Genomic DNA, 26,231 nt, shown 5'->3' on the forward strand with positions numbered 1-26,231 from the left:
TTTGGAGGATAAATGAGCTACGGCATCAAACTGCACATCTGGGGTGAATACGCTTGCTTCACTCGACCGGAGATGAAAGTGGAGCGTGTGAGCTACGACGTGATCACGCCATCAGCGGCGCGTGGCATTTTGGAGGCGATTCACTGGAAGCCGGCCATTCGATGGCAGATTGACCGCATACATGTGCTCAAGCACATACGGTTTGAGTCGATCCGACGCAACGAAGTGGGCAGCAAGATTTCGGCTCGTAACGTGACTTCGGCGATGAATGCCAAAAGCACGCAAGACCTGCACCTCGTGTCGGACGAGGATCGCCAACAGCGCGCAGCAACGGTTTTGCGTGATGTGGCCTATGTGATCGAAGCGCACTTTGAGATGACCAGCAAGGCGGGCAGCGATGACAACGTTGGCAAACACCTCGACCAATTCAATCGTCGTGCACGAAAAGGGCAGTGCTTTCATCAGCCATGTATGGGCACACGCGAATTCGCGGCTCACTTTGCGCTGCTGGGCGAAGGTGATCAATGGCCACAGAGTGAATTGAATGAGGCCCAAAAGAACAGAGATCTGGGGTGGATGCTTCATGACATTGACTTTGCCGCTGGCTATGTGCCGCATTTCTTCAGGGCTGAATTGAAGGATGGTGTGGTTGAGGTCCCCGCATTTCAAAGCGAGGGTTTCAAGTCATGATTCTCAGTCGACTTAATGAGTTGTACAGCAGGTTGCTAACTCAATACGATGAATCAGGTAGTAAGCCTGTTTGCCTAGTACCGTCATATGGCTTTAGTGATGAAAAAGTTGGCTACCTTTTGGTGCTTGATGAACAAGGGAATTTGAAAGATGTTCAGCCAAATTTGGTAGAAGTGAAAAAAGGTAAGAAAACGCTGCAGGATGAGCGTCGAATGCGAGTGCCGTGTGCATTTGGACGATCAGGAAAATTTACCGAAAAGGCGTTCAATGCAGGAAAGAACGTTGCATTCTTTCTATGGGACAAGCCTGAATTTTTGCTGGGTGTTTTACTCAATGGTAAAAAAATTGAACTGGCAGATTTGCCTTATCGCGCTTTCAAAGCCAAGCAGAAAGATCTGATTGGTACTTCAGAAGATCCGGGGCTGAAAGCGGTGTTGAAATTCCTAGATCAATGGCAACCCGAAAATTTCGAAAAACTGTCGTTCTTTAATTCCGAAATGCTCAAGTCAAATTTCGCGTTCAAATTGGACGGAGATCTGAGCATCATTGCTGACAGGGCTGCGGCTGTTAAATGTTGGGATGACTATTGTAAAGATCAGAAAAATTCCGTGACTAGGCAGTGCTTAATTACTGGAGAGGTTGGGTCGCTTGCTGAAACCCACCCTGTTCTCAAGGTTGCAGGTGGTCAATCATCTGGCGTTGCAATCGTGACCTACAACGAAAAAGCTTATGAGTCATTTAGTAAAAGCCAAGGTGACAATGCTCCTGTTTCAGAGCAAGCCGCCTTTGCGTACACCACTGCGCTGAACTATTTGCTGCGACGCGAATACGGCCATTGCCTTGCGATTGGTGACACCAGCACTGTCTTTTGGGCGCAAGCAAAAGATGCACAGCAAGAACAAGAAGCCGCCAGCTTATTTGCCAGCATCGTTAACCCACCTACGGACGATGGACAGTCCAACAAGGTAAAGCACATTCTGGAGAAAATTTCCAAGGGTCGACCATTTGAAGAGGTCGCACCTGAAGTTGATCCGTGTACAAAATTTTTTGTTTTAGGTCTGGCACCTAACGCAGCCAGATTATCGATTCGATATTGGCTTGAAAGTACCCTAGGTGAGTTGGGGCCGCGTTTGGTTGAGCATTGGAAGGACATGCAAATTGAACCGCATCCCTGGCAGCCAGAAAGCCCACCTTCATCACAACTCCTTTTGCTGGAGCTGGTTCCGTTAAGGAAAAAAACGGAAAGCATGACTACCGTGGTCGCAAGTTTGACGACATTCCACATCAACTGGCTGGGGAGTTTTTGCGCAGCATCCTGACGGGGCAACGCTATCCCCGTCAATTACTCACAAAACTCGTGCAGCGCTTGCGTTCGGACGGCGACGTTAATGGACTGCGTGCGTCACTCATCAAAGCGTTGTTGCACCGCGACCATCGCAAAGGTTTTACAAAGGAGGCTATCCCCATGTCACTTGAATTAGAGAATGGACCACTGGCTTATCGCCTTGGGTGCTTGTTTGCTGTGTTGGAACAGGCCCAGCGCGGTGCGTTGGGCGATGTGAATTCCAGCATCGTCGACCGCTATTACGGAACCGCATCCAGCGTACCGTACTCGGTCTTTCCACGGTTGATTGCCGGTTGTCAGAACCACCTGTCCAAGATTCGCAAGGACAAGCCGGGCTTTGCGGTCAATTTGGATAAGCAATTGGGCAGTGTGATTGCAAGTCTCCCGCATTCATTCCCTAAGCAACTCACCATTGAGCAGCAAGGTCAATTTGCTGTGGGGTACTACCAACAAAAGCAAAGTTTCTTCGCCAAGAAAGACAGCTTGCCATCCGCATCACCCACCCCAAGTAATTGAATCAAAGGAGAATCCACATGACCATTCAAAACCGCTACGAATTTGTTTATCTGTTTGACGTGACCAACGGCAATCCGAACGGTGACCCGGATGCAGGCAATATGCCGCGTCTTGATCCCGACTCCAGCCGTGGCCTGGTGACGGATGTTTGCTTGAAACGCAAGATTCGAAATTTCATTGAGTTGATTGAAGATCAAACGCAGGGTTACGACATTTACGTCAAAGAAAAAAGTGTTTTGAACCTTCAGAATAAAAAAGCCTATGAGGCACTTTGCATCACTCCAGAATCTAAAAAAATGCCGAAAGACGAGGTCAAGGCTCGTGAAGTGACAGCTTGGATGTGTAAAAACTTTTTTGACGTTCGCACCTTTGGTGCAGTCATGACTACCGAGGTCAACAGTGGTCAAGTAAAGGGCCCGGTCCAACTGACTTTTGCAAAATCCGAAGACCCCGTTATTCCATTGGAAGTGTCCATCACCCGCATGGCTGTCACCACCGAAAAAGAAGCCGAGGCCCAATCGGGTGACAACCGCACCATGGGCCGCAAGCACATCGTGCCTTACGGCCTTTACCGTGCGCACGGTTTCATTTCAGCGCATTTGGCCAAGAAAACCACAGGCTTTTCAGACGATGACTTGAGCAAGCTTTGGCAAGCACTTGAGCAGATGTTTGAGCATGACCGCTCTGCTGCCCGTGGCGAAATGGTGGGTCGACATTTGGTGGTCTTCAAGCACGCCACAGCTTTGGGCAATGCACCTTCACATGAATTGTTTGAACGCGTGGTGGTGGATCGGGTTCAAGGCGAGAAGGGGTTGCCTGCACAAGCGTTCTCAGACTATTCGGTCAAGCTCGACGGGCAAGCGATCAAGGGCTTCAAGCACGTTGTAGAAGTCGTTTGATTTTTTGAGGCGGTTGATCGATAAACTGCACTGCCATCACACCACTGTGGATACGCCTCTCGCCATCTCCGCCCTGCAGCACTATGCCTATTGCCCGCGCCAGTTTGCTTTGATTCATCTGGAGCAAGCTTGGAGTGACAACCACTTCACGGCGCAGGGCAATGTGTTGCACGCGCGTGTGGACAGCCAAGAGGCTGAAACACGCGGCAGCAAGCGCAGCGAACGGTCGGTGGAGGTTCGGAGTGAGCGCTTGGGGCTTTACGGCAAGCTTGATTTGTTAGAGGTGTTCAGCCAGGCCGATGGCAGCAAGAGCTATGTGCCGGTCGAGTACAAGCGCGGCAAGCGCAAAGTGATGGATTGGGACCGCATTCAGCTTTGTGCCCAAGCCATTTGTTTGGAAGAAATGCGCGGCGTGTCGATTGCCGAAGCCGCCTTGTGGTACTGGCAAGAACGCTTGCGTGAGGTGGTGTCACTGGATGCGCGTTTGCGTGCCGACACCGTGGCTTGCATCGAGGCCGCACGCGCTGTCTTGCAAAGTCAAATCACACCAGCACCCACAACCGACGTTAAACGCTGCAAGGCGTGTTCGCTCATGGACGAGTGTGCGACTGCGGTGGTGCGCAAAGACCGATCTGCCCGGTACGTCCAAACATTGTTTGAGGGGCCTCCTTTGGGTGGCGATGCAAATATCGATGCCAACAAACATGTTGAGAGTTCAACTTGAAGAAGCTGCTCAATACCCTCTACATCACGCGACCTGAATGCTATTTGCATAAGGAGCGCGAGACCGTTGTGATCAAACAAGGGGACAACAAACTTGGCCAGTTTCCCATGTTGGCCTTGCAAAACATTTTGTGTTTTGGACAGGTGAGTGTGTCGCCCGGGCTCATGGCGGCGTGTCTTGAGTCTGGCGTCGGGTTGTCTTTTTTTACCGAGTTTGGAAAATTTCAGGCCCAGGTCATGGGCATGCCCAAGGGCAATGTGCTGTTGCGGCGCACGCAATACCGTTGGGCTGACGACGAAGAAAAATCGGTATCTGTAGCGCGCTTGATGATTGCGGCCAAGGTGGGCAATTGCCGCGCAGTGCTGATGCGTGAGCAACGCAATCATGGGGCCAGTGATGCGTTGGCTCACGCGGCAGAAAAAATGGCCGCACTTTTGGAGAACATACGTCATGCCCGAAATGTGCCGCAACTGATGGGCTTGGAGGGCGAAGCTGCCAGTGTTTATTTTGGGGTGTTCAATTCGTTGTTGAGGTCGCATGGGTTCGATTTCTCGGGGCGGGTTCGTAGGCCACCCGGCGATCCGGTCAATGCCTTGCTTTCATTTGCCTATGTTTTGTTGGCCAGCGAATGTGCGTCGGCTTTGGCGGGTGTGGGGCTGGACCCTTATGTTGGGTTTTTGCACCAAGATCGACCCGGCCGAAAAAGCCTTGCACTGGACTTGATGGAGGAGTTGCGCGCACCGCTGGCTGATCGTTTTGTGTTGACCCTCATCAACCGAGGGCAGATGAAGTTGGATGATTTTGTGACCGAGGCGAGTGGTGCTGTGCGACTGAAAGACGATGCCAGAAAAACTTTTTTGACGGCCCATCAAGAGCGCAAGAAAGAAAGCCTGAAACACCCCTATTTGGAAGAGAGCATTGAGCTGGGTTTGCTGCCCCATGCACAAGCCCTGCTGTTGGCCCGTCACCTGCGTGGCGACATGCAGTACTACACGCCATTTGCAGTGAGGTGATCGCATGTTGATGCTGGTGACCTATGACGTGAACGTGACCACCCGTGCGGGGGAACGGCGCTTGCGTCACATCGCCAAAGTCTGTTTGGACCATGGCGTGCGCGTGCAAAATTCTGTATTTGAATGCGAAGTTGATCCTGCTCAGTGGGTTCAATTCAAGGCTGAGTTGTTGCGCATTTATGACCCGAACCAGGACAGTTTGCGGTTTTATTCGCTGGGTAAACGTGGCGTGGAAAAGGTAGAACACTGCGGGGCAAAGCCGACCTTCAACCCGTTGCACAGCACGTTAATTTTGTAGCGCTAACCCTGCGCACTCATGTTTTAGCTAAAGGGTTAGCGGTATCTCTAAGCCTTTGATTTTTATCGATTTTTCAATAATCAATTGTTACTTGATTTCGGTTGATTGACTAAAACCAGCCTGGTTAGCGAAATGCGGTCTGAGAAGCCAGTAGTGGCATGGTGTTATCTTAAAGGGGTCGCCCCTCATGCAGGGGCGTGGATTGAAACCCAGATCACACTTGCTATGTCGAGGTGTTTGCGGTCGCCCCTCATGCAGGGGCGTGGATTGAAACCCCTTTGCTGGCAAGCAAATAGCCGTTGATCGTGTCGCCCCTCATGCAGGGGCGTGGATTGAAACGACAGTGCCCGACCAAAACGGTCTGACATGCAAAGTCGCCCCTCATGCAGGGGCGTGGATTGAAACTTCGTCAATCCAGGTGTCGCTGGCGTCAGACGTGTCGCCCCTCATGCAGGGGCGTGGATTGAAACAAGGCTATCAAAAAACGGCCTTGATTGCCACCAAGTCGCCCCTCATGCAGGGGCGTGGATTGAAACACGCTGGAGCTGTATGCGGGCGAAGACCGTGCAAGTCGCCCCTCATGCAGGGGCGTGGATTGAAACTGTCGTGGCCGCCTCAAGCTGGGCTTTGAGGGCGTCGCCCCTCATGCAGGGGCGTGGATTGAAACACGCCACCGGTGTGGAGGTCATCGCGCCGCCGCGTCGCCCCTCATGCAGGGGCGTGGATTGAAACGTGTTGAGGCCTCCAGTACCGCTCTGATGCGAAGTCGCCCCTCATGCAGGGGCGTGGATTGAAACGCGTTGGAGTTTGCCGTGTTCGCGGTGGTGTTGGTCGCCCCTCATGCAGGGGCGTGGATTGAAACGCCGTGGCTGTGGCGCGCGGCAAGGCCAAAATCAGTCGCCCCTCATGCAGGGGCGTGGATTGAAACGCAGCGGTGCAAAGCGCAGCAGCCGAAGCACAAGTCGCCCCTCATGCAGGGGCGTGGATTGAAACTATCCAAGTCGATCCACCGTCTGTGGATGTCCAGGTCGCCCCTCATGCAGGGGCGTGGATTGAAACTTTGCCCACCATGGCCTGAGTTGCCGCCAGTGGGTCGCCCCTCATGCAGGGGCGTGGATTGAAACCTGTCATATGCCCAAAATTCCACAGACCAAGAGCGTCGCCCCTCATGCAGGGGCGTGGATTGAAACCTGCGCTACTGGCAACAAAGCACAGACGACGCGATGTCGCCCCTCATGCAGGGGCGTGGATTGAAACATGTCCTCAAACATGGCCATGACACCAGCCTCCGTCGCCCCTCATGCAGGGGCGTGGATTGAAACATGCTCCACAAAAGCGAAGAGCGCTACCTGGACGGTCGCCCCTCATGCAGGGGCGTGGATTGAAACGATCCATTGCCCCCGTTGTAAGACACATTGCGAAGTCGCCCCTCATGCAGGGGCGTGGATTGAAACACCCAGGTCGCCATCTTGCAAAACGGTGTGGCGGTCGCCCCTCATGCAGGGGCGTGGATTGAAACTTCGTGCAGCTGGGTCATGGGGTTGAGGCCACGCGTCGCCCCTCATGCAGGGGCGTGGATTGAAACAGGTCGGTGACAGACCAGGTGGTCAGCCTGCAAAAGTCGCCCCTCATGCAGGGGCGTGGATTGAAACCGGTGCGGTAAAACGCACGCCCTTGTCTGCCCCGTCGCCCCTCATGCAGGGGTGTGGATTGAAACAGTTTTTCCTCTCGACCCCTGCCAAGTGGAAAAGTCACCCCTCATGCAGCGGCGTGGATTAAAACCAAGTGAAGGTTGTTGCAGGGCCAAAACTAAGGTCTCGAGTCATGCAGGGCATTCCAATGATCACTCCACGCCTGTGTTGTTGCCCCAGCAAAACCTCGTTTATAGGCTGCTTCTGTGCAAGGTCACGCGAAGTCCACGATGGATTGTCAATGTCGGGTTTGTGAGACTGAATTTTGGTTTTCTCCTAGCTCCCTGCGTGTATAGCTTGAGCATGTTGTCAAGTTCTTCATGGCGCAGCGCTCAGATAAAAAACAAAAGGCCCGAAGGCCTTTGTCTAAATTTTGGATTCCAAAATTATTGCGAGATTCCGTTACCACTGCGGGTTTGCAGACCTGCATTGCTGCAGGCGGCTGGTTCGTTTACGCACTCGCTCTCGAACCGTCTTTCAAAGAGTTTAGCAAACGAAGATCAGGTTTGGTCTGACGCCGTTTGCTGGGGTGCTTAGGCCTTTGCCGCCTGCTGCGCCTTGTGTACCAGCTTGCGCGCCATGCTCCAGCGGTGCACTTCGCTGGGGCCGTCGTACACCCGGAAGGCGCGCATGTCCAAAAAGATGCGCATGACCGGTGTTTCGGCCGTCACGCCCTGGCCGCCCAGTATCTGCACGCAGCGGTCCACCACGCGCCATTCGGCTTCGGAGCAGGCCACCTTGGCGCGGCTCGATTCAAAGCCGCCTTTGTGACCTTGGTCGAGCAGCCAAGCCGTGTGCCAGATGTGCAGACGGGCGGTGTGCAGGTCGATGTCGTTGTCGGCCAGCATGAAGCCCACGCCTTCGTGTTCGGCCAGTGGTTTGCCAAAAGCATGGCGTCGGCTGGCGTAGTCGAGCGCAATGTCGTGCGCGCGGCGGGCCTGCCCCAGCCAGCGCATGCAGTGCGTCAGGCGTGCGGGGGCCAGCCGAATTTGGGCATAGCGAAAGCCTTGACCCACTTCGCCCAGCACATCGGTGGCGGGCACACGCAAGTTCTCAAAGTGCAGCACGCCGTGGCCGCCCGTGAAGCAGTTGTCCATGGCATCCATGCTGCGTTCGTGTCGGATGCCGGGCTTGTTCATGTCTGACAAAAACATGGTGGCTGTACCGTCTTCCATGCGGGCCATCACGATGACGTAGTCGGCCCCTTCGGCACCGGTGATGAACCATTTGACACCGTTGATCACATAGTCATCGCCCTCTTGCACCGCAGAGGTGGTGAGCATGGACGGATCGGCACCCGCGCCCGGTGCGGGCTCGGTCATGGCAAAGCATGAGCGCGTGAGGCCTGCTACCTGTGGGCGCAGCCAGCGTTCTTTTTGCGCGGGCGTGGCCACTGCCTCCATCAGGTGGATATTGCCTTCGTCGGGCGCGTGGATGTTGAGTGCCGTGGGTCCCAAGTTGGAGTAACCGGCTTCTTCAAAGACGACCGCTTTGGCGATGTGGCTCAGACCCAGGCCACCCATCTCAAGGGATGCATGGGGGGTGAGCAAGCCCGCAGCGCGAGCACGGCCAACCAGTTCTTCACGAAGTTCTTTGGATGGGCCGTGTGGGCCGTGGCGCGGGTCGCCTTCAAGCGGAATGACTTGCTCTGCAATGAACTGCCGCGTGCGGTCACGCAGGGCCGCCATGTCGGGTGGAATGTCAAAGTTCATGGGCCCAAGGTCTTTAGAGAAATGGTGAAGAAAACGCGCATGCAGGGATTGGAAGGCTTGGCGCCAGCTTGTACTGTCCGGCCTGCGACTTGCTGTCGCCCGGGTGTCTGAACCTGCAGCTTTGAGCGCCGCCTGTCATCTTCGGGGCATGCCTGAAATCGAGCGGGTGCTAGTCTGTCCGAAATGACGGAAAAACCCGTCCATGCCCCCGCCAAAAGAAGGACACACCATGAAGCTTTACACCGCCCACCGCGCCCCCAGCCCCCGCCGGGTGCTGATGTTTTTGGTGGAGAAAAACATCACCGGCATCGAGATGGTCAATATGGACCTGAATGGCGGCGAGCACCGCAAGCCCGAATACCTGGCCAAAAGCCCTTTGGCCAAAGTGCCCGCGCTGGAACTGGACGACGGCCGCGTGATCACCGAGACGCGGGCGATCTGCACTTTGCTGGAGGGGCGTTTTCCCGAGCCCAATCTGATGGGTGTGGGCGATGAACGTGGCTTCATCGAAATGGCCGACCGGCAGGTGGAGTTGTATTTGCTGGGTGGCATTGCCAATGCGATCCGCCACAGCCACCCGGGACTGGCGGCTCTGGAAAAACCCCAGTTCCCCGAGTTTGGCCGCTCTCAGGCCGAGAAGGTGCGGGAGGTGGCGCGGGGCTTTGACCAGCGCCTGCAAAGCCAGCCCTTTATTGCGGGCGAGCGCTTCACCATTGCCGACATCACCGCGTTTTGCGCGTTGGAGTTCGCACGCGGCCTGATGAAATTTGTGCCTGGCGACGAAGGCATGCTGGCCCTGCAGGCTTGGCGCGACCGCATGAACGAGCGGCCCAGCGCCAAAGTCTGATCGGCTGAAAACGATCAGCTGAACACGCCGCCGTAGTCCTTGCGCAGCTCGTTCTTTTGCACCTTGCCGGTGCCGCCCACAGGCAGGGATTCGAGGAATACCACATCGTCGGGCACCCACCACTTGGCCACTTTGCTGGCCAAAAAGTCCAGGATCTCTTGCTTCTCAACCGTTTGCCCTGGCTTGCGCACGATGAACAGCAGCGGACGCTCGTCCCACTTGGGGTGCTTGACGCCGATGACGGCGGCCATGGCCACAGCAGGGTGACCGATGGCCGCGTTTTCCAGGTCGATCGAGCTGATCCACTCGCCACCGGTTTTGATCACGTCTTTGGTGCGGTCGCGGATTTGCATCGTCCCTTGCGCATCGATGGTGGCGATGTCGCCGGTGGGGAACCAGCCCTCCACCAATGCGGTCTTGTCGGCTTTGAAATAGCGCTCGACGATCCACTGGCCGCGCACCATCAGCTCGCCTTGGGAGGCGCCGTCACGCGGCAAGGTCGCGCCTTTTTCATCCACGATTTTGATTTCAATGCCCGAGACCGCGCGGCCTTGTTTGGCCACGATGGCGTGTTGATCGGCGGCAGGCTTTTGGCGGTCGGTGCGGGTCAGCAAACTCATGGTGGCCACGGCGGTGGTTTCGGTCATGCCCCAGCCGTGGCGCACTTCCACACCATAGGTGTCCATGAACTTGGCGATCAGTGCCATGGGCATGGCCGAGCCGCCCACGCAGGTGCGCTTCATGTGGGCAAAGCGCAAATTGTTTTGCTCGACGTGCTGGATCAGGCCCATCCAGATGGTGGGCACGCCCGCGCTGATGGTGACCTGCTCGGCGTCCATCAGCTCGTACAAGCTGGGGCCGTCGAGCTTGGGGCCGGGCAAGACCAGCTTGGTGCCCGCAATCAGTGCGGCATAGGGGATGCACCAGGCGTTGATGTGGAACATGGGCACCACCGGCAAGATGGCCTCTTGGGTGGACAGGCCCAGCACATCGGGCATGCAGCCGGTGGTGGCGTTCATGACGATGGCGCGGTGCGAGTACAGCACGCCCTTGGGGTTGCCGGTGGTGCCCGAGGTGTAGCACAGGGCTGCGCCGGTGTTTTCGTCCAGCTCGGGCCAATCGAAGGTGTTGCTGTGGCCTGCGATCAGGTCTTCGTAGTTCAACACGCTCACGCCGTCTATGGCGGGGGTGTTGGCCGCATCGGCCAAGCACACCCAGGCACGGACTTTGGGGCAATGCGCCGCAATGCCTTTGACCAGCGGCGCAAAGGTGGCATCGAACAGCACCGCTTCGTCTTCGGCGTGGTTGATCACATAGATGAGCTGCTGTGGATGCAGGCGCGGGTTGCAGGTGTGCATGACCATGCCGCTGCCCGAGACGGCGTAATACGCTTCCAGGTGGCGGTGGTTGTTCCAAGCGATCGAGCCGACCGCGCTGCCCGCCTTCAGGCCCATCTGGGATAAGGCGTTGGCCAGCTGGCGTGAACGTTTGGCGGCATCGGCAAAGGTGCAGCGGTGCAGGGGGCCGTGCGTTTCGCGCGAAACGATGTCTTGCTCGCCAAATTGGGCGGCGGCATGTTCGAGGATGCCCGAAATCAACAGAGGGCGATTCATCATGAGGCCGGATGTGGGCATGGCAAAAGTCTCCAGTGTTTTGAATGGTTTACAGCAGCGCCGCGTACACCAGATCGCGGAACAGGGGTCGATAGTAATCTCTTTGGTTGGGGGCCTGAATCATCAGCATGGCGTACATGTCGAGCGCCGGGTCGATGAAAAACGTGGTGCCCGCGATGCCGCCCCAGTAGTACAAACCCACCGAACCGGGCACGGGCGACCGGCCCAAGTGGGTGCGCACCGCAAAGCCCAATCCAAAGCCATGACCTGGCGGCAGCAAGGTGCCATCTGCAGGCATACCACCCAGGTGGTCGGCGGTCATGTAATCCAATGTGTGGGGGCCGAGCAGGCGCACACCGTCCAATTCGCCTCGGTTGCGCAGGCATTGCAAAAAGCGGGTGTAGTCCATGGCGGTGGACATCAGGCCGCCGCCGCCGCTTTCCATGGCGGGCACTTCTCGGGGTTCGATCACCTTCATCGGCTCGCCCCCATCCGGGTCGTGCGCGAAGGGCTCGGCCAAGCGGTGCTGCTGCCCGGGCGGCACGGCAAAGCCGGTGTCCACCATGCCCAGCGGTCCAAATATTTCGGCTTGCAAAAATGCGCCCAAACCTTGCCCGCTCACCACCTCGACCAGTCGCCCCAGCACATCGGTGGCGCGGCTGTAGGCCCACACGGTGCCAGGTTGGAACTGCAGGGGCAGCGCGGCCAGCGTTTGCGAAAACGCGGCATTGGTCCGCTCGCGCGAGGCGATGTTCACCTCGCCGTATTGGCGCTGCACGGGCGATTCGCCCAAAAATTCATACGTCAGTCCCGCCGTGTGGCGCAGCAGGTCTTGCACCGTGGCCGGGTTGCGCACCGGCTCCAGGCCATGGGCCGTGGCCACTTGCTGCTTGGAGTACTCGGGCAGCCAGCGGCCCACCGGATCGGAGAGCAACAGCAGGCCGCGCTCGACCAGCATCATCACCGCCACCGACACGAGCGGTTTGGTCATCGAATAGATGCGGAAGATGCTGTCGGTTGTCATGGGGGTGCCCTTGCCGGGGTCTTGCTGCCCAACGGCCTCGAACAAACCGATTTGCCCGCGCCGGGCGATCATCGCCACCGCACCGGGTAACCTGCCGCTGGCCACTTCGCGGCGCAGCACATCCATCAGGCGCTGCGTCCGCTCGGGGGACAGGCCCACGGCAGCAGGGTGGGCGTGGGGCAAAGCGGGGTGCGTGGTCATCGGGTGCTCCTAAAGAAGGATGTTTTGTACACCAGCACGGCGCAGCGGGGTATCACCTGCGGCGCAAACAGATCACTGGCTTGTCGCCCATGCGTCAAAGGCTTGAACCTTGGCACTGTGCGAGCCTTGCTAGACTGATTTCATGCGCATATCAGAACTCTCGGCCAGGACCCAGGTGTCGGTGCACCGCTTGCGGCGCTACGAAGCGGCGGGCCTGATTGCGAGCCGGCGATTGCCCAATGGCTACCGCGATTACGAGGAGAAAACGGTCCGGCATGTGGTCTTCATCGCCATGTCCCGAGAGATGGGCTTTTCGCTGCCCTTCATCGCCGAGTACGTGCCCAAATTTCAATCCGGCCAGTTGACGCCTCAGGACATGATCGAGGCGATCCACCAGCGTGTGGCAGACATCGACCAGGCCATTGCAGAACACAAAGCACTTCGCAAGAAACTGATCGAGCACATCGCATGGTTTGAAACCCGACAAAGGAAATTGAAATGAGTCCACTCGACATGTTGAAAAAGATCAACGCCATGGCCGAATTCAACCGCTGGTGCGGCATTGAGGTGACGGTGGCTGAACCCGGTTTTGTGGAAATCCAGATGCCTTGGCGCCCCGAAGTCGGTCAGTATTCTGGCTTCTTGCACGCGGGTTTGATCGGCACCTTGATCGACACCGCGTGTGGTTTCGCAGCGGGCACCGTGGCGGGGCCGAATTTGTTGGCGGCCCATTTTTCGGTCAACTGCCTGCGGCCTGCCGTGGGTCAGAAGTTCATTGCCCGGGCTCGCGTGGTCAAGCCGGGCAAGGCCCAGGTGTTCACCAGCTGTGATTTGTTCGCGGTGGATGCCGATGGCGAAAGGCTGGTGGCGAACGGTCAAACTTTGCTGACCGTGGTCGCCGCGTAATCGGTTCAACGCGGCAAATGGCCCTCAAGCTGCAGGTGCTGCAAATCGCTCCCGCAAATAGGCCACGATCTCGGACGAGTCTTGCAGCCAACGGGTTTGACCATTGGCTTCGGTGATCTTCAGGCACGGCACCTTGGTCGCGCCACTGCCTTCTTGCAAGTCATTTCGGTTGGCTGCATGGTGCTGCGCGTCGCGCTTTTCAATCGGCAGCGACAGGCGGCGCATTTCTTGGCGCACTTTGATGCAAAACGGACAGGTGCTGAACTGGTAAAGCGCCAGGCTTTGGCACTGCTGGTCCACGCGGGCTTGGGCAGCAGGTTCGCGAACCACGCCAGCGGGTTGTGTCAGGCGCTCTTTGAGCAGCATGACGGGGCCCAGCACGATGCGCAGGGTTCTGAAGAAGGCACGGATGACGGTTTTCATAAGGTTTCAACAGTTCAAAAGTGGGTGGAAGAAAGAACAGGCAGCGCCGTCACAACAATCGCGCCAAATAGTGGCCCGTGAAACTGGCCTTGTTTTTGGCCAATTGCTCGGGCGTGCCTTCGCCCAGCACCGTGCCACCACCTGCGCCGCCCTCGGGCCCCATGTCGATCAGCCAGTCGGCAGTTTTGATCACGTCCAAGTTGTGTTCGATGATGACGATGGTGTTGCCCGCGTCGCGCAGCTGGTGCAAGACTTTCAGCAGCAGTGCAATGTCTGCAAAGTGCAGGCCGGTGGTGGGTTCATCCAGGATGTAGAGCGTGCGGCCCGTGTCGCGCTTGGACAACTCTAAGGCGAGCTTGACGCGTTGCGCCTCGCCGCCCGAAAGCGTCGTGGCGCTTTGCCCCAGGCGGATGTAGGTCAGACCCACATCGAGCAGGGTTTGCAACTTGCGGGCGATGTTGGGCACGGCGCTGAAGAACTGGTGCGCGGCTTCTACGGTCATGTTCAGGATCTGCGCGATGTTCTGGCCCTTGTATTGCACTTCCAGGGTTTCGCGGTTGTAGCGCATGCCGTGGCACACGTCACAGGGCACGTACACGTCGGGCAAAAAGTGCATTTCGACTTTCACCATGCCGTCGCCCTGACAGGCTTCGCAGCGGCCCCCGCCCGATGAGGCGCTCACGTTGAAACTGAAGCGCCCCGGGCCATAACCGCGCTCACGGGCGGCGGGCACTTCGGCCATCAGCTCGCGGATGTGCGTGAACAAGCCCGTATAGGTGGCCGGGTTGCTGCGCGGTGTGCGGCCAATGGGTGACTGGTCCACGTTGATGACTTTGTCGAAGTGCTCCAGCCCTTTGATCTCTTCGTGCGCAGCAGCTTCATCGTGGGTGCGGTGGATTTGGTGCGCCGCTGCCGTGTAAAGCGTGTCGTTGACCAAGGTGGATTTGCCCGAACCCGATACGCCGGTCACGCAAGTGAGCAGCCCCACCGGGAACTTCACGTTCACGTTCTTCAGGTTGTTGCCTTTGGCGCCCACGATCTCGATGAAGTCCTTGCCCGCTTTGTGGCGTTTTGGGATTTCGATCTTTTTGCGCCCCGACATGTATTGGCCGGTGACCGAGTCGGGCGCAGCCAGGATGTCGGCGCAGGTGCCTTGCGCCATCACGCGCCCACCATGCACGCCTGCGCCAGGGCCCATGTCGATGACGTGGTCGGCCACGCGGATCATGTCTTCGTCGTGCTCGACCACCAGCACGCTGTTGCCGATGTCGCGCAGGTGTTGCAGCGTGCCGATCAGGCGGTCGTTGTCGCGCTGGTGCAGGCCGATGCTCGGTTCATCCAGCACGTACATCACGCCCGTGAGCCCTGAGCCGATCTGGCTGGCCAGGCGGATGCGTTGCGACTCGCCGCCCGAGAGGGTGTCGGCGCTGCGGTCCAGGCTCAAATAATTCAGCCCCACGTCGTTCAAGAACTTCAGCCGCAAGGCAATCTCGCGCACCACCTTGTCGGCGATCTCGGCTTTGGCGCCGCGCATGGTCAGGCCCTGAAAGTATTGCTGCGACTCGCCCAGCGTGATGTGGCTGATCTCGTAAATGGCGCGGGCTTGCGCACCCTCGCCAATGCGCACATGGCGGGCTTCGCGCCGCAGACGTGTCCCATTGCAATCGGTGCAGGCCTGCATGTTGCGGTAGCGCGCCAGGTCTTCGCGCACCACGGCCGAGTCGGTCTCGCGGTAGCGGCGCGTCATGTTGGGGATGATCCCTTCAAACGGGTGCTTCTTGCTGATTTTCTTGCCTTGGGATGCGCCCGACTCCAGACGATAGCTGAATTTGATGTCTTCCTCGCCCGAGCCGTGCAGCAGCACCTGCTGGTGCGCGGGCGAGAGTTTTTCAAAAGGGGCTTCGATGTCGAATTGGTAATGCTTGGCCAGGCTTTCGAGCATGCTGAAGTAAAAACCGTTGCGCCGGTCCCAGCCCTTGATGGCGCCACTGGCCAAACTGAGCGAGGGGAAGGCCACGACCCGCTCGGGGTCAAAAAACGCCATGCTGCCAATGCCGTCACAAGTGGGGCAAGCGCCCATGGGCGAGTTGAAGGAGAACAGGCGCGGCTCCAGCTCGCTGATCGAGTAGGTGCACACCGGGCAAGAGAACTTGGCGTTGAACAGGTGCTCTTTGCCCGTGTCCATCTCTAAAGCCACGGCGCGGTGCTCGGCCAAGTGCAACGCGGCTTCAAAGCTTTCGGCCAGGCGCTGGCGCAAGGCGTCGCGCGCTTTGGCATCCTCTTCGGCACGGACTTTGATGCGGTCCACCACCACGTCGATGTTGTGTTTCTCGGTTTTCTTGAGCGTGGGCAGGTCTTCCACCTCGCAGGTCTGCCCATTGATGCGAAAGCGCACATAGCCCAGCGCCTGCATCTGCTCAAACACTTTCTCGAACTCGCCTTTTTTCTCGCGGGCAATGGGCGCGAGGATCATCAGCTTGGTGTCTTCGGGCAGGGCCAGCACGGTGTCCACCATTTGGCTCACGGTCTGTGCCTGCAGCGCCAGGTTGTGTTCGGGGCAATACGGCGTACCGGCTCGGGCAAACAGCAGACGCAGGTAGTCGTGGATCTCGGTCACCGTGCCCACGGTCGAGCGCGGGTTGTGGCTGGTGGCTTTTTGCTCGATGCTGATGGCCGGCGAGAGGCCCTCGATCAGGTCGACATCGGGCTTGTCCATCAGCTGCAAAAATTGCCGGGCATAGGCCGACAGGCTTTCCACATAACGGCGTTGGCCTTCGGCGTACAGCGTGTCAAAGGCCAAGCTGGACTTGCCCGAGCCCGACAGCCCGGTGATCACCACCAGCTGGTTGCGCGGGATGTCCAGATCGATGTTTTTCAGGTTGTGGGTGCGCGCCCCCCGGACGCTGATGTGGGTTTGCCGCAGCGCCGAGGCCAAATAGCGCGATGCATCGGGTTCTTCGGGCAAGAGAGGGGAATCGACAAGGTTCACAGTGGGCGGCCAAATCAGCAAAACTTTCGATTATCCCCTTTGGCGCCTGGGTGGGGGCAGGCTGGGTTTGATCGGGGACAATGTTGCTTTGGCATTTGCCTTTTGTTTTGCCTGCTGTGGCCATTCACGTGCATCCCCATTTTTCAGATTCTTTGGACATGACCCCCACCGAGCGCCGTGCGGCCGCCTCGCTGGCCAGCATTTTTGCGCTGCGCATGTTGGGTTTGTTTCTGGTTTTACCCGTCTTTGCCCTGGAAGCTCGCCGTTACCCTGGCGGTGAAGACCCGGTGTGGCTGGGCTTGGCCATGGGCATATATGGCCTCACACAAGGCCTTTTGCAGCTGCCCTTTGGCATGGCGTCAGACCGCTTTGGCCGCAAGCGCGTGATTGTGCTGGGTTTGCTGGTTTTCGCCTTGGGCAGCTTTTGGGCGGCAGCGGCCTCCGATTTGATGAGTTTGCTGGTGGGGCGTAGCCTGCAAGGTGCAGGGGCGGTGTCGGCGGCCGTGACGGCTTTGCTGGCCGATTTGACGCGTGACGAAGTGCGCACCAAGGCCATGGCTTTGGTCGGTGGCAGCATCGGTTTGATGTTCGCCTTGTCCTTGGTGGTGTCGCCTTGGCTGACCGCCTGGATCGGTCTGTCTGGGCTTTTTGGGCTGACGGGCTTGTTGGCTTTGGCGGGTATCGGGGTGGTCGTTGGGTGGGTGCCGCCTGCACCTGAGCCGGTGACCGGGCAGGGTCGGGGGCACTGGCGGGATGTGCTGGCGCATGCCGACCTGATGCGCCTGAATATCGGGGTGTTTGTTTTGCATGCGGTGCAGCTGGCCATGTGGGTGTCGGTGCCGGCCTTGCTCGTTCAAGCGGGATTGCAGACGGCGCAGCACTGGCAGGTGTATTTGCCAGCGGTTTCTTTGTCTTTTTTGTTTTTGGGCGTGGTGTTTGCTGCCGAGCGGCGCGGACACCTGAAAAAGGTCTTTCTTTTGTCGATCGCTCTGATCGCGTTGGTCGAAGTTGGTTTGCTGGTTCAGTCAGCAGGCACCACCAGTTTGAGTGGGATGGCGTTGCTCCTGCTCGTGTTTTTCTGTGGTTTCAATGCACTGGAAGCCACCCAGCCCAGCTTGGCGTCGCGCATCGCGCCTCAGGCCATGCGGGGCACGGCCATGGGGGTCTACAACACCCTGCAGTCGCTGGGCTTTTTTGTGGGCGGCTTGGGGGGCGGCTGGTTGGTTAAATCTTGGGGCAGCCCGGTGCTTTTTTTGTGCTGTGGCGTGGCCATGTTGGGTTGGTTGCTGCTGGCTTGGCGCATGCAAATGCCTGGCCGCGGTCGCCCGGTGGTGCCATCGGCCTGAGGGCAGGAGAGGGCTGCTGCAGTCCACGGCAGCGGCCCGGATTGGCCCCATAATTGCTGTATCTATCGAGGAGTTTCCATGGCATCCGTCAACAAAGTCATCATCGTCGGCAACTTGGGCGCTGACCCCGAAACCCGCTACCTGCCTTCAGGTGACGCGGTCACCAGCATCCGCGTGGCCACCACAGACCGCTACAAAGACAAGCAAACGGGCGAGATGAAAGAGGCCACAGAGTGGCACAGCATCAGTTTTTTCGCCAAATTGGCCGAGATTGCAGGCCAATACCTGCGCAAAGGCAGCCAGGTGTATGTCGAGGGGAGTTTGCGCACCCGCAAATACACCGACAAAAACGGCGTTGAGAAATACGCGACCGATATCCGGGCCGACAGCATGCAAATGCTGGGCAGCCGCCAAGGCATGGGTGGTCCATCCGAAGACGGTGGCAGCGGCGGTGGCTATGCCCCGCGCCAAGCCGCGCCGGCCCGCCCTGCAGCCGCCCCGGCCAACCGCCCTGCGGCTGCGGCCAAGCCTGCCCCCAGCAGCTTTGACGACATGGACGACGATATTCCGTTCTGAGAACACGTTTGAACCGATGCCCATCCCCTAACCCGTGGTCAAGCCCACGGGTTTTTTTATGGCCTGACGCAGCACATGACCCCGCCCTCTTTTTTGAAACCCGTGCAGCACCTCGGTTTTGCCTGGTTTGCCATGGTCATGGGTTTATGCGGCTTGTCTCTGGCTTGGCACCGAGCCGCAGCCTGGGGAGATGTGGCTGTGCTGGTGTCGGTCGCTTGGGGCGCTTTGGCCGCGTGTGTCTTGAGCGTTTTGATGGTTGCCACTGCCCTGCGCATGTGGTGGTTTCCAGAGGCAGTACGGGCAGATTTGAAGCACCCAGTACGCCATGTTTTTGTAGCGGCCTTGCCAGCTTCTTGGGTGTTGATGGCCAGTGTCGGCGCCGTTCACTGGGGGCGGACGTTGTGGGCTGAGGCTTTGTGGATGTTGGGTTCTGCCAGCTTGCTGGCGGTGAGTGGGGCGGTGGTGGTGAGTTGGTTTCGTTCGGATCGAAGCCAAGACCGTTTTTGGCTGGGCATGACGCCTGCTTTGTTCATTCCCGTGGTGGGCAATGTGTTGCCGGCTTTGGCCGGTATGGTTTTGGGACATCCGGTTTGGGCTGCGTTTCAATTTGGCCTTGCCGCCTTGCTGTGGCCGGTGGCTGGGGGTCTGATTGGCTGGCGCATCCGCCGCTTGGGCATGTGGCCGCCACGCCTGCTGCCTTTGACCTTCATCACCGTGGCGCCCCCTTCTGTATTGGCTTTATCGGGTTTGAACCTCGGTTCACCGTACTCGGTGGTTGTCGGGCTTTGGTGCCTGGCGGTGCTGTTTTTATGTGGGTCTGCTTGGGCGGCCCATGGGGTCGTCAAGCAAACATTTGGCATGCCTTTTTGGGGGATGTCCTTTCCTTTGGCGGCATTCGCGGCTTTGTCATTGGCCTTGTCCGTGCGGCACGTTCAGACGCAGCCTGGGGCATTGGCTGTTTTGGTGCTGGTTTCTGCTTTGATCGCTTGGCTTTTGCTGTCAACTTGGGTGGGTCTATGGCAGGGCCGATTGCTGGTGCCTGAGCCGTCCGCACCTTGAAGGTGCTGTTGAGGGTGACTGGTGGAGATTTCTTGTGGCGCCCGTGGCGTGCGCTTTCAAGCTCGGTCAGAATAGCCGCATGAACGAAATCACCTCCCGGTTCTTGCCGCCAGAAGACGCCCAAAGGCGTGAGTTGCACAATGAAGTGCATGCGCGCCCGCCTGCCCGGGTCAGGTTGCCAGCGTTGATTGTTTATGTGGCGCTGCTCAACGCGGGCATCTCGCGTGAGCAAGAGTGGGCGCATTTGCGGCTTCTACCCGGTCATGCCGATTTGGGTCTGGACCAATTGCAGGGCAATTTTTTGCGTTTGCGCTGCGACCACTTCACCGTCAAATGGGAGCGGCACACCGAGTTCACCCGTTACTCCATCGTTCAAAATTTACCGCCGAATGCGCAATGGGGTGCCGACTTGCCTGAGTTGGCTCCGCATGTGGCCGCTGGCACCGACTGGCTGCGCGCCTTGCCGGGCCAAACCATGGCTGCCATCGAGCTGGGCATGTTGACCGCCGATATCGAAGCGCCCAACTTGATCGCACAAGCCCAGAGCTGGTTGGGTGAGGGCACGGTTTTGGCGTCTCGCATGGGCAACACTGCCGAGGGCCATTCGCATTCGTGCATCCTGACCCATTTCCGAATTGGTGCCGATGGTTTTGAGCGCATGTTGGTGGTGGCCCCAGAAGACACCAGTGAAGCCAGGGCCGGACGCATTTCGCAGCGCTTGCTCGAATTGGAAACCTACCGTTTGATGGCTTTGCGGGGTTTGCCGGTGGCCAAAAACTTGTCGACCATGTTGTCAGCGGCCGAAGCGCAATTGGCCGACATCACGGGTTTGCTGGAGCGCAAGGGTGAGACCGATCAGGCCTTGCTGGATTTGTTGGTGTCCTTGGCGGCGCGCATCGAACGTGCCACGGCCGAACATGGGTTCAGGTTTTCGGCGACACGCGCTTACGACACGCTGGTCAGCCAGCGACTGACCGAATTGCGCGAGCGCCCTATTTCTGGCACGCAAACGCTGGGCGAGTTCATGCAGCGGCGCTTGTCGCCTGCCATGGCCACTGTGATGGCGACCGAAAAGCGCTTGGCGTCTTTGGCGGAGCGGGTTTCCCGCACCAGTGCCTTGCTGCGCACCCGCGTGGACATTGCCACCGAGGCTCAAAACCAGGTCTTGCTGGAAAAACTCACCCGGGGTCAAGCGTTGCAACTGCGCTTGCAAGTCACGGTGGAAGGCCTGTCCATGGCCGCTATTTCGTATTACGTGGTGAGTCTGCTGTTGTACGCTTTCAAGGGCTTGAAGGCTTATGGCTTGCCCTTCAATCCTGAAATTGCCGTCGCCATGCTGCTGCCTTTGGTGCTGTGGAGCGTGTGGCGCAGCCGTCAAAAAATCCACGAAAAACTGAACCGATCGGACACTTGACCTTATGGAGTTGCGTCAACTGCGGTATTTTGTGCGGGTGGTGGAGCTGGGCAGCATCAGCCGGGCCGCTTTGGATCTGAACCTGGTGCAATCGGCCTTGAGCCAGCAAATCACCCGGCTCGAAGGAGAGCTCAGCACACGTTTGCTGCAGCGCAGCCCACAGGGCGTGACACCCACTGAGGCCGGTGTGGCTTTTTTCCGGGAGGCGCAATTGACCTTGCGTCACGCTGAGCAAGCCATTCGCGCTGCCCAGCATGCGCGTTTGTCCGGCACGGTCAGTGTGGGCCTGGCCCCCACCACGGCAGCTGTTCTGGGCTTGCCGCTGATGCAGGCCATGCGTGAACGCTACCCGGATGTGCGCTTGCACATGGTGGAGAGTTTGTCGGGCCACTTGTCGACCATGCTCAACGCACGGCAGCTGGATTTGGCGGTCTTGTTTGACTTGCCGATGGCCGGTGGCCAATCCTTGCAGGCAGCCAGGCGCTGGAGCGTTTTGCCGCTGATTGAAGAGGATATTTTTCTCATCAGTGCACGATCAACCAGAGCCAAAAAATTTCCGCAAAGCCTGCGCATGTCGCAACTGTGTGATGAGCCGCTGATTTTGCCGACGGGGCCGCATGGCTTGCGCAGTGGCCTGAATGCGGCATTTTCTCGAGCCAAGTTGGCGCCGCGTGTGGTCATGGAAATGGACTCCTTGGCCATGCTGATGGATGCCGTGAGCGCAGGCCTGGGCTCTACCTTGCAACCTTGGGCTGCCGTAGCGCGCCTGCAAGGCGCTACCGAGAGCCTTTGCATGACGCGCATTACCGATCATCAAGTCAAACGTGTGAATTTTTTATGCGGTTTGTCGGACGATGAATTGTCGCCTGCAGCCTTGGCGACCCGCGTCGTGATGTCGGATTGTGTGCGCACGCTGGTTCGGTCAGGTGTCTGGTTGGGTGCGAGCCTGAGTGTTCCAGCATCCCATGTTGAGGTGGGCCACTCGGCGGTTAAGTTTTGACCACTGACTTGCGGCGGCCTTCCGGACGCAAGCCCAGCAGCAACTCATAAAGCTTTTCAGCCGCTGGTGTGAAGCTGCGGCCTTTACGGCGAATCAGTCCAATGCGCCTGGTGATGATGGGGTCAAACAAAGGGACGCTCGCCAATACGGGGTGATCTGCGCTGGGCATGGCCAATGAGGGGACTGCGGCCACACCCATGCCGGCTTCGACCAAACCCAACAAGGTCGTGACATGCTGGGCTTCATAAATACTTTGCGGTCTTTGATCGGCAGAGGCCAAGGCCAAATCGAGCAGCATGCGATTGCCTGAAGATTTGGAAACCGACATGAAGTCGTATTGACCCAGTTCTTGCCAGCTGACTTTTTTCTTTTTGGCAAGCGGGTGGTCTTTTCTGCAAGCTGCGACAAAGCGCTCTTCCAGAATGCTGCGAAATTCAATGCCGGGTTCGTCATTGCCCATGAAGTTGACGCCGAAGTCGGCTTCGCCACTGGCGACGACCGACAAGACCTCATTGGCGCTGGCATCGTGTACTTTGATTCGGATGCGTGGAAACCTGGCGTGGTAAGTGCGCAGGACTTGTGGCAAGAAGTAGTAAACAGCAGAAGGTACGCAGGCGACGGTGACTTCGCCCATGCGCGCACCTCCAACTTCTCGGATGCCCAACAAGGTCTCATCCAGGTCGTCAAGCAAAAGACGCACCTTGCGTGCGAAGTCTCTGCCAACGCCCGTCAGACTCATGCTGCGGGTGCTTCTGTCGATCAATTTCACGCCCAAAGCGTTTTCGAGTTTGTCGATTCGACGGCTGAAAGCCGGTTGTGAAATGTGCACGGCTTCGGCTGCTTTTCGGAAGTTGCCCAGTTCCGCTGCCGCAGAAAAAGCCTGAAGGTCATGCAAATCGAAGTTGATGTTCATGTCGATTTCAGTGTTGTGTTTTTTGCATCAATACTTTTTAAAAATGCAATTCACAAAATTCTACACAGATCGCATCATCCGCACCCATGACTACTTCATTGCCTTGCGTCCTGATGCGTTCAGGAACTTCACGCGGTCCTTTTTTCCTTCGTGAATGGTTGCCTCAAGACGATCGCTTGAGAGATCGTGTTTTGCAAAGCGCCATTGGTGCAGCCGATCCTTCGCAGATCAACGGACTCGGTGGCGGCTCTACCTTGACCAGCAAGGTCGCCATGGTTTCGAGATCTTCTCGCGTGGACTGTGATGTGGATTACCTGTTTGCCCAGGTGGGCCCGAACGGGGTCGATACCCGACCCAATTGTGGAAACATGTTGGCGGGTGTCGCGCCATTCGCTGTCGAGCAAGGCTTGATCTCGGCCACAGATGGCATGACCTCGGTTCGTGTGCACAACGTCAATACCGGGGCGCGCATTGATGTGCAAATTCACACACCCAATGGCCAAGTGACTTACGACGGCAACATCAGCATGGATGGGGTGGCCGGCACAGCTGCGCCGGTTTACTTGAGTTTTTTGGATGCATGGGGCGCTGTGACTGGAAAGCTTTTTCCGACGGGTGAGCGCATCAACTTGATCGATGGTGTGGAGGTCACCTGCATCGATGCAGCCATGCCCATGGCCTTGATGAACGCCCAGAGTTTGGGCGTCACGGGCACTGAGAGCGCTTCTCAGCTCGACGCGATGCCCGATCTTTTGGCCCGCATGGAGCGCATTCGACTGCAAGCCGGTCTCCTCATGGGTTTGGGCGATGTCTCTGCCAGTGTGATGCCCAAACCTGTATTGGTGAGTCAAGCGCAAGACCCGATGGCCATCGTGTCACGCTATTTCACGCCTTGGCAATGCCATACCGCCCATGCCGTCACGGGCGCCATTGGTGTCGTGACAGCGTTTGCATTGCCCGGCACGGTGGCCAGCCGGACGGTTTGCCTTGAAGGCGAACAAATTTTCAAAGTGGTGCACCCCTCGGGTGTGATTCAGATTGCTGCTGAGGTCCGGGAGGAATCAGGTCAGCTGCAGGTGGTTCGGGCATCCGTGGTTCGTACGGTTCGAAAAATCATGGAAGGTGCTTTGCAGCTTCCTGCCGATTTGGTTTTTTCTTAAGGAGTTTTCATGTTTTCGCGCGATTTCAAAAAGATATTGACCGCCTTGGTTTGGAGTTCATCGGTACTGGCCTACGCTTACCCTGACAGAGCGGTCACCCTGGTTGTGCCCACCGCTGCAGGCGGTGGCAATGACGCCATGGCCCGCGTCATTGCCCAAAAAATGGCGCCTTTGCTGGGACAGTCGGTGATCGTTGAGAACAAAGCGGGTGCGAATGGTTCGATTGCCACTGAGTTTGTAGCCCGTGCCTCAGCAGACGGTCATACCGTGCTTTTTGGGTATGTCGCAACCCATGCGATGAACCCGGCTTTGCAAAAGCTGCGTTACGACCCGGTCAGCGACTTCGAGCCGGTGGGCTTGGTCGGCTACTCCCCCACTTTGATGGTCGTCACGCCACAATTGAAGGCCGCTGATGCAAAGGCTGTTTTGTCGTCCATTCAGGCGCAGGACGGTAAATTGAGTTATGCCTCGGCGGGGAATGGGACGGCGCCACATTTTGCCGCTGAACTCTACAAACTCAACATGAAAGCCTCCTGGATGCATGTGCCCTACAAGGGCTCTGCACCCGCAGTCAACGACACGGTGGCGGGTCACACGCACATCATGTTCCCCAGCCTTTTCACCGCCTTGCCGCACGTCAAGTCGGGCAAATTGCATGCTGTTGGCATTGCGGGCAGTCGCCGTTCTCCTGCTTTGCCAGGGGTTCCCACTCTGAAAGAGTTGGGTATCCCCGGGTTGGACGTGACGCAGTGGTATGCCCTGTTTGTGCCCGCTAAAACGCCAAAAGCGGTGGTCGATAAACTCAATGCGGCACTCAATCAAGTGCTTACCGACAAGGACACGGTGGCTCGCATCGAAGCGCAGGGTGCCGATGTTCAAACCAGCACGCCCGAAGAGTTGAAAACGCTGGTTCGCGATGACCTTGCCAAGTGGCGGCGGGTGGTGCAACAAGCCAAACTCTCGGCAGATTGAACCTGTCCAAAAGCAAGTGGGTATCAGTTTTAATGATACCCCCATCCTTGGATGCTGGTACACAGCACAGTGTCCAGGGCATACATTTGAAAGTTGATTTTCAAATGGGATTTTTCATGGACTTGCAACTCAAAGACAAAACCGCACTTGTAACTGGGGCCAGCGTGGGCATTGGGCGTGGCATTGCCAAGGCCTTGGCTGCAGAGGGCGTGCGTGTGGCGGTGTCGGCTCGGCGGGTGGACAAGTTGCGCGAGTTGGCGGACGAAATTGTGGCCGCTGGCGGACATGCGCCGGTGATCATTGAATCGGACTTGTATGCGGACGACGCGGCCAAACGCTTGGCCGAGGCGGCTTTGGCGGGTTTGGGCAGCGTGGACATTTTGGTGAACAACGCTGGTGGTTCGCGCAGCTTCAAAGAGTTGCATGTCAGCGAAGAGGCCTGGCAAGAAGCCATCACTTTGAACTTTCACCGCCCGCGCCAAGTGGCCGATGCCTTGATCGACCAAATGATTGAGCGCAAGTGGGGCCGCATCATCAACATCACTGGCAAGAGCGAGCCCGAACACACCAACGGCGCGTTTTGCGCCAAGGCGGGCATGCACAGCTGGGCCAAGGGTTTGTCGCGCATGGTCGGCAAGCATGGGGTCACGGTGAACTGCGTGCCACCGGGGCGTATCCATTCCGAGCAGATTTTTCGCAATTACACACCCGAGTACCGCCAGTGGCAGTGCGACAACGAAATTCCTGTAGGCCGCTATGGCGAACCAGAAGACATGGCCAACCTGGTCACGTTTTTGGCCTCGCCTTTGGCCAGTTACATCACGGGCGCCGTGATCCCGGTGGACGGTGGTTTGCGCAAATACCAGTTCTGATCAAGCTTGGGCACAGTGCCCTGAAAGT

The 26,231-nt window shown here is 57.8% G+C and carries 24 protein-coding genes and 1 CRISPR repeat array; of the genes, 18 read left to right on the forward strand and 6 right to left on the reverse strand.

Features of this window, described 5'->3' with window-relative positions; genetic code table 11:
* Window positions 1–12: 12 nt before the first annotated feature.
* From cas5c to cas2, 7 genes are read left to right on the forward strand one after another with little or no spacing between them, the layout of a single operon-like run.
* Window positions 13–690 (forward strand): type I-C CRISPR-associated protein Cas5c, encoded by a 678-nt coding sequence (cas5c, locus tag B472_RS07620; RefSeq protein ID WP_019426618.1) that lies wholly within the window; start codon window positions 13–15, stop codon window positions 688–690.
* Window positions 687–2,009 (forward strand): type I-C CRISPR-associated protein Cas8c/Csd1, encoded by a 1,323-nt coding sequence (cas8c, locus tag B472_RS07625; protein WP_050995434.1) that lies wholly within the window; start codon window positions 687–689, stop codon window positions 2,007–2,009. Before cas5c ends, cas8c begins: the two co-directional genes overlap by 4 nt.
* A complete protein-coding gene (locus B472_RS17425) occupies window positions 1,994–2,551 on the forward strand; it encodes a type I-C CRISPR-associated protein Cas8c/Csd1 (protein ID WP_255418413.1) in 558 nt (185 codons plus the stop codon). Before cas8c ends, B472_RS17425 begins: the two co-directional genes overlap by 16 nt.
* A gap of 17 nt (window positions 2,552–2,568) precedes the next feature.
* The gene (gene cas7c, locus B472_RS07630) at window positions 2,569–3,450 is read left to right on the forward strand and encodes a type I-C CRISPR-associated protein Cas7/Csd2 (RefSeq protein ID WP_019426619.1); all 882 of its coding nucleotides are present in this window, start codon (window positions 2,569–2,571) and stop codon (window positions 3,448–3,450) included.
* 46 nt (window positions 3,451–3,496) lie between these two features.
* On the forward strand, window positions 3,497–4,174 hold the full coding sequence (gene cas4, locus B472_RS07635; protein ID WP_116798631.1) for a CRISPR-associated protein Cas4: 678 nt from the start codon (window positions 3,497–3,499) through the stop codon (window positions 4,172–4,174).
* Window positions 4,171–5,187: a type I-C CRISPR-associated endonuclease Cas1c gene (cas1c, locus tag B472_RS07640; RefSeq protein WP_019426621.1), complete on the forward strand. Its 1,017-nt coding sequence runs from the start codon at window positions 4,171–4,173 to the stop codon at window positions 5,185–5,187. The genes cas4 and cas1c overlap by 4 nt, the downstream gene beginning before the upstream one ends.
* Window positions 5,188–5,191: 4 nt before the next feature.
* Entirely contained in the window at window positions 5,192–5,485 is a 294-nt protein-coding gene (gene cas2, locus B472_RS07645) for a CRISPR-associated endonuclease Cas2 (RefSeq protein ID WP_019426622.1), read from the forward strand.
* 177 nt (window positions 5,486–5,662) lie between these two features.
* Window positions 5,663–7,267: a CRISPR direct-repeat array (repeat unit 32 nt; unit sequence GTCGCCCCTCATGCAGGGGCGTGGATTGAAAC).
* 442 nt (window positions 7,268–7,709) lie between these two features.
* Here cas2 and B472_RS07650 read toward each other — a convergent pair.
* Window positions 7,710–8,888, reverse strand: a complete 1,179-nt coding sequence (locus B472_RS07650) for an acyl-CoA dehydrogenase family protein (protein WP_019426623.1) — start codon at window positions 8,886–8,888, stop codon at window positions 7,710–7,712.
* Between the two features lie 229 nt (window positions 8,889–9,117).
* On the opposite strand from B472_RS07650, the gene B472_RS07655 reads away from it, so the two are divergent.
* On the forward strand, window positions 9,118–9,735 hold the full coding sequence (locus tag B472_RS07655) for a glutathione S-transferase family protein (protein ID WP_026039474.1): 618 nt from the start codon (window positions 9,118–9,120) through the stop codon (window positions 9,733–9,735).
* Between the two features lie 14 nt (window positions 9,736–9,749).
* On the opposite strand, the gene B472_RS07660 is transcribed toward B472_RS07655, so the two are convergent.
* Both B472_RS07660 and B472_RS07665 read right to left on the reverse strand, forming a co-directional pair.
* The gene (locus B472_RS07660; RefSeq protein WP_019426625.1) at window positions 9,750–11,369 is read right to left on the reverse strand and encodes a long-chain-fatty-acid--CoA ligase; all 1,620 of its coding nucleotides are present in this window, start codon (window positions 11,367–11,369) and stop codon (window positions 9,750–9,752) included.
* A gap of 28 nt (window positions 11,370–11,397) precedes the next feature.
* Window positions 11,398–12,573, reverse strand: a complete 1,176-nt coding sequence (locus tag B472_RS07665) for a serine hydrolase (RefSeq protein ID WP_019426626.1) — start codon at window positions 12,571–12,573, stop codon at window positions 11,398–11,400.
* 142 nt (window positions 12,574–12,715) lie between these two features.
* Between B472_RS07665 and B472_RS07670 the strand changes: the two genes are divergently transcribed.
* Entirely contained in the window at window positions 12,716–13,075 is a 360-nt protein-coding gene (locus B472_RS07670; protein ID WP_019426627.1) for a MerR family transcriptional regulator, read from the forward strand.
* The gene (locus B472_RS07675) at window positions 13,072–13,479 is read left to right on the forward strand and encodes a PaaI family thioesterase (RefSeq protein WP_019426628.1); all 408 of its coding nucleotides are present in this window, start codon (window positions 13,072–13,074) and stop codon (window positions 13,477–13,479) included. The genes B472_RS07670 and B472_RS07675 overlap by 4 nt, the downstream gene beginning before the upstream one ends.
* 24 nt (window positions 13,480–13,503) lie before the next feature.
* On the opposite strand, the gene B472_RS07680 is transcribed toward B472_RS07675, so the two are convergent.
* Together B472_RS07680 and uvrA are read right to left on the reverse strand one after the other, a co-directional pair.
* The gene (locus tag B472_RS07680) at window positions 13,504–13,902 is read right to left on the reverse strand and encodes a glutaredoxin (protein WP_019426629.1); all 399 of its coding nucleotides are present in this window, start codon (window positions 13,900–13,902) and stop codon (window positions 13,504–13,506) included.
* A gap of 49 nt (window positions 13,903–13,951) precedes the next feature.
* A complete protein-coding gene (gene uvrA, locus B472_RS07685) occupies window positions 13,952–16,891 on the reverse strand; it encodes an excinuclease ABC subunit UvrA (RefSeq protein WP_116798619.1) in 2,940 nt (979 codons plus the stop codon).
* Window positions 16,892–17,049: 158 nt separating this feature from the next.
* On the opposite strand from uvrA, the gene B472_RS07690 reads away from it, so the two are divergent.
* The 5 genes from B472_RS07690 to B472_RS07710 all read left to right on the forward strand — a co-directional run bounded on the left by B472_RS07690 (window position 17,050) and on the right by B472_RS07710 (window position 22,286).
* Window positions 17,050–18,237 carry an MFS transporter gene (locus tag B472_RS07690; protein ID WP_026039476.1) on the forward strand — a complete coding sequence of 396 codons (1,188 nt, stop codon included), beginning with the start codon at window positions 17,050–17,052 and terminating at the stop codon, window positions 18,235–18,237.
* 78 nt (window positions 18,238–18,315) lie between these two features.
* A complete protein-coding gene (ssb, locus tag B472_RS07695; protein WP_019426632.1) occupies window positions 18,316–18,813 on the forward strand; it encodes a single-stranded DNA-binding protein in 498 nt (165 codons plus the stop codon).
* Window positions 18,814–18,888: 75 nt separating this feature from the next.
* Complete coding sequence (locus tag B472_RS07700) at window positions 18,889–19,872, forward strand: hypothetical protein (protein WP_019426633.1); 984 nt, start codon at window positions 18,889–18,891, stop codon at window positions 19,870–19,872.
* 79 nt (window positions 19,873–19,951) lie between these two features.
* Window positions 19,952–21,286, forward strand: a complete 1,335-nt coding sequence (locus tag B472_RS07705; RefSeq protein WP_019426634.1) for a DUF3422 family protein — start codon at window positions 19,952–19,954, stop codon at window positions 21,284–21,286.
* Window positions 21,287–21,290: 4 nt separating this feature from the next.
* Window positions 21,291–22,286, forward strand: coding sequence for a LysR substrate-binding domain-containing protein (locus B472_RS07710; protein WP_019426635.1), 996 nt, complete (start codon window positions 21,291–21,293; stop codon window positions 22,284–22,286).
* Here the strand turns inward: B472_RS07710 and B472_RS07715 are convergent.
* On the reverse strand, window positions 22,276–23,199 hold the full coding sequence (locus tag B472_RS07715) for a LysR family transcriptional regulator (protein ID WP_019426636.1): 924 nt from the start codon (window positions 23,197–23,199) through the stop codon (window positions 22,276–22,278). The genes B472_RS07710 and B472_RS07715 overlap by 11 nt on opposite strands.
* Before the next feature lie 86 nt (window positions 23,200–23,285).
* Here B472_RS07715 and B472_RS07720 point away from each other — a divergent pair, with 86 nt between their 5' ends.
* The 3 genes from B472_RS07720 (at window position 23,286) to B472_RS07730 (ending at window position 26,203) form a co-directional block, all read left to right on the forward strand.
* Window positions 23,286–24,359 carry a 4-oxalomesaconate tautomerase gene (locus B472_RS07720; protein WP_026039478.1) on the forward strand — a complete coding sequence of 358 codons (1,074 nt, stop codon included), beginning with the start codon at window positions 23,286–23,288 and terminating at the stop codon, window positions 24,357–24,359.
* A 9-nt stretch (window positions 24,360–24,368) separates the two neighbouring features.
* Window positions 24,369–25,331 (forward strand): tripartite tricarboxylate transporter substrate binding protein, encoded by a 963-nt coding sequence (locus B472_RS07725; protein ID WP_019426639.1) that lies wholly within the window; start codon window positions 24,369–24,371, stop codon window positions 25,329–25,331.
* 116 nt (window positions 25,332–25,447) lie between these two features.
* Window positions 25,448–26,203 (forward strand): SDR family NAD(P)-dependent oxidoreductase, encoded by a 756-nt coding sequence (locus B472_RS07730; protein WP_026039480.1) that lies wholly within the window; start codon window positions 25,448–25,450, stop codon window positions 26,201–26,203.
* Window positions 26,204–26,231 lie beyond the last annotated feature (28 nt).

Source organism: Limnohabitans sp. Rim28 (genome assembly GCF_000293865.2).
GTDB lineage: Bacteria > Pseudomonadota > Gammaproteobacteria > Burkholderiales > Burkholderiaceae_C > Limnohabitans_A.

Excerpts from the sequence above, each read along its gene's own strand:
- cas8c (WP_050995434.1), top strand. The coding sequence starts at position 687 with ATGATTCTCAGTCGACTTAATGAGTTGTACAGCAGGTTGCTAACTCAA.
- B472_RS07665 (WP_019426626.1), bottom strand. The coding sequence starts at position 12,573 with ATGACCACGCACCCCGCTTTGCCCCACGCCCACCCTGCTGCCGTGGGC.
- B472_RS07700 (WP_019426633.1), top strand. The coding sequence starts at position 18,889 with ATGACCCCGCCCTCTTTTTTGAAACCCGTGCAGCACCTCGGTTTTGCC.
- cas5c (WP_019426618.1), top strand. The coding sequence starts at position 13 with ATGAGCTACGGCATCAAACTGCACATCTGGGGTGAATACGCTTGCTTC.
- B472_RS07710 (WP_019426635.1), top strand. The coding sequence starts at position 21,291 with ATGGAGTTGCGTCAACTGCGGTATTTTGTGCGGGTGGTGGAGCTGGGC.
- cas2 (WP_019426622.1), top strand. The coding sequence starts at position 5,192 with ATGTTGATGCTGGTGACCTATGACGTGAACGTGACCACCCGTGCGGGG.
- B472_RS07660 (WP_019426625.1), bottom strand. The coding sequence starts at position 11,369 with ATGCCCACATCCGGCCTCATGATGAATCGCCCTCTGTTGATTTCGGGC.
- B472_RS07680 (WP_019426629.1), bottom strand. The coding sequence starts at position 13,902 with ATGAAAACCGTCATCCGTGCCTTCTTCAGAACCCTGCGCATCGTGCTG.
- B472_RS07670 (WP_019426627.1), top strand. The coding sequence starts at position 12,716 with ATGCGCATATCAGAACTCTCGGCCAGGACCCAGGTGTCGGTGCACCGC.
- B472_RS07650 (WP_019426623.1), bottom strand. The coding sequence starts at position 8,888 with ATGAACTTTGACATTCCACCCGACATGGCGGCCCTGCGTGACCGCACG.
- B472_RS07720 (WP_026039478.1), top strand. The coding sequence starts at position 23,286 with ATGACTACTTCATTGCCTTGCGTCCTGATGCGTTCAGGAACTTCACGC.
- B472_RS07715 (WP_019426636.1), bottom strand. The coding sequence starts at position 23,199 with ATGAACATCAACTTCGATTTGCATGACCTTCAGGCTTTTTCTGCGGCA.
- ssb (WP_019426632.1), top strand. The coding sequence starts at position 18,316 with ATGGCATCCGTCAACAAAGTCATCATCGTCGGCAACTTGGGCGCTGAC.
- B472_RS07725 (WP_019426639.1), top strand. The coding sequence starts at position 24,369 with ATGTTTTCGCGCGATTTCAAAAAGATATTGACCGCCTTGGTTTGGAGT.
- B472_RS07675 (WP_019426628.1), top strand. The coding sequence starts at position 13,072 with ATGAGTCCACTCGACATGTTGAAAAAGATCAACGCCATGGCCGAATTC.
- cas7c (WP_019426619.1), top strand. The coding sequence starts at position 2,569 with ATGACCATTCAAAACCGCTACGAATTTGTTTATCTGTTTGACGTGACC.
- B472_RS07655 (WP_026039474.1), top strand. The coding sequence starts at position 9,118 with ATGAAGCTTTACACCGCCCACCGCGCCCCCAGCCCCCGCCGGGTGCTG.
- B472_RS07690 (WP_026039476.1), top strand. The coding sequence starts at position 17,050 with ATGACCCCCACCGAGCGCCGTGCGGCCGCCTCGCTGGCCAGCATTTTT.
- B472_RS07730 (WP_026039480.1), top strand. The coding sequence starts at position 25,448 with ATGGACTTGCAACTCAAAGACAAAACCGCACTTGTAACTGGGGCCAGC.
- B472_RS07705 (WP_019426634.1), top strand. The coding sequence starts at position 19,952 with ATGAACGAAATCACCTCCCGGTTCTTGCCGCCAGAAGACGCCCAAAGG.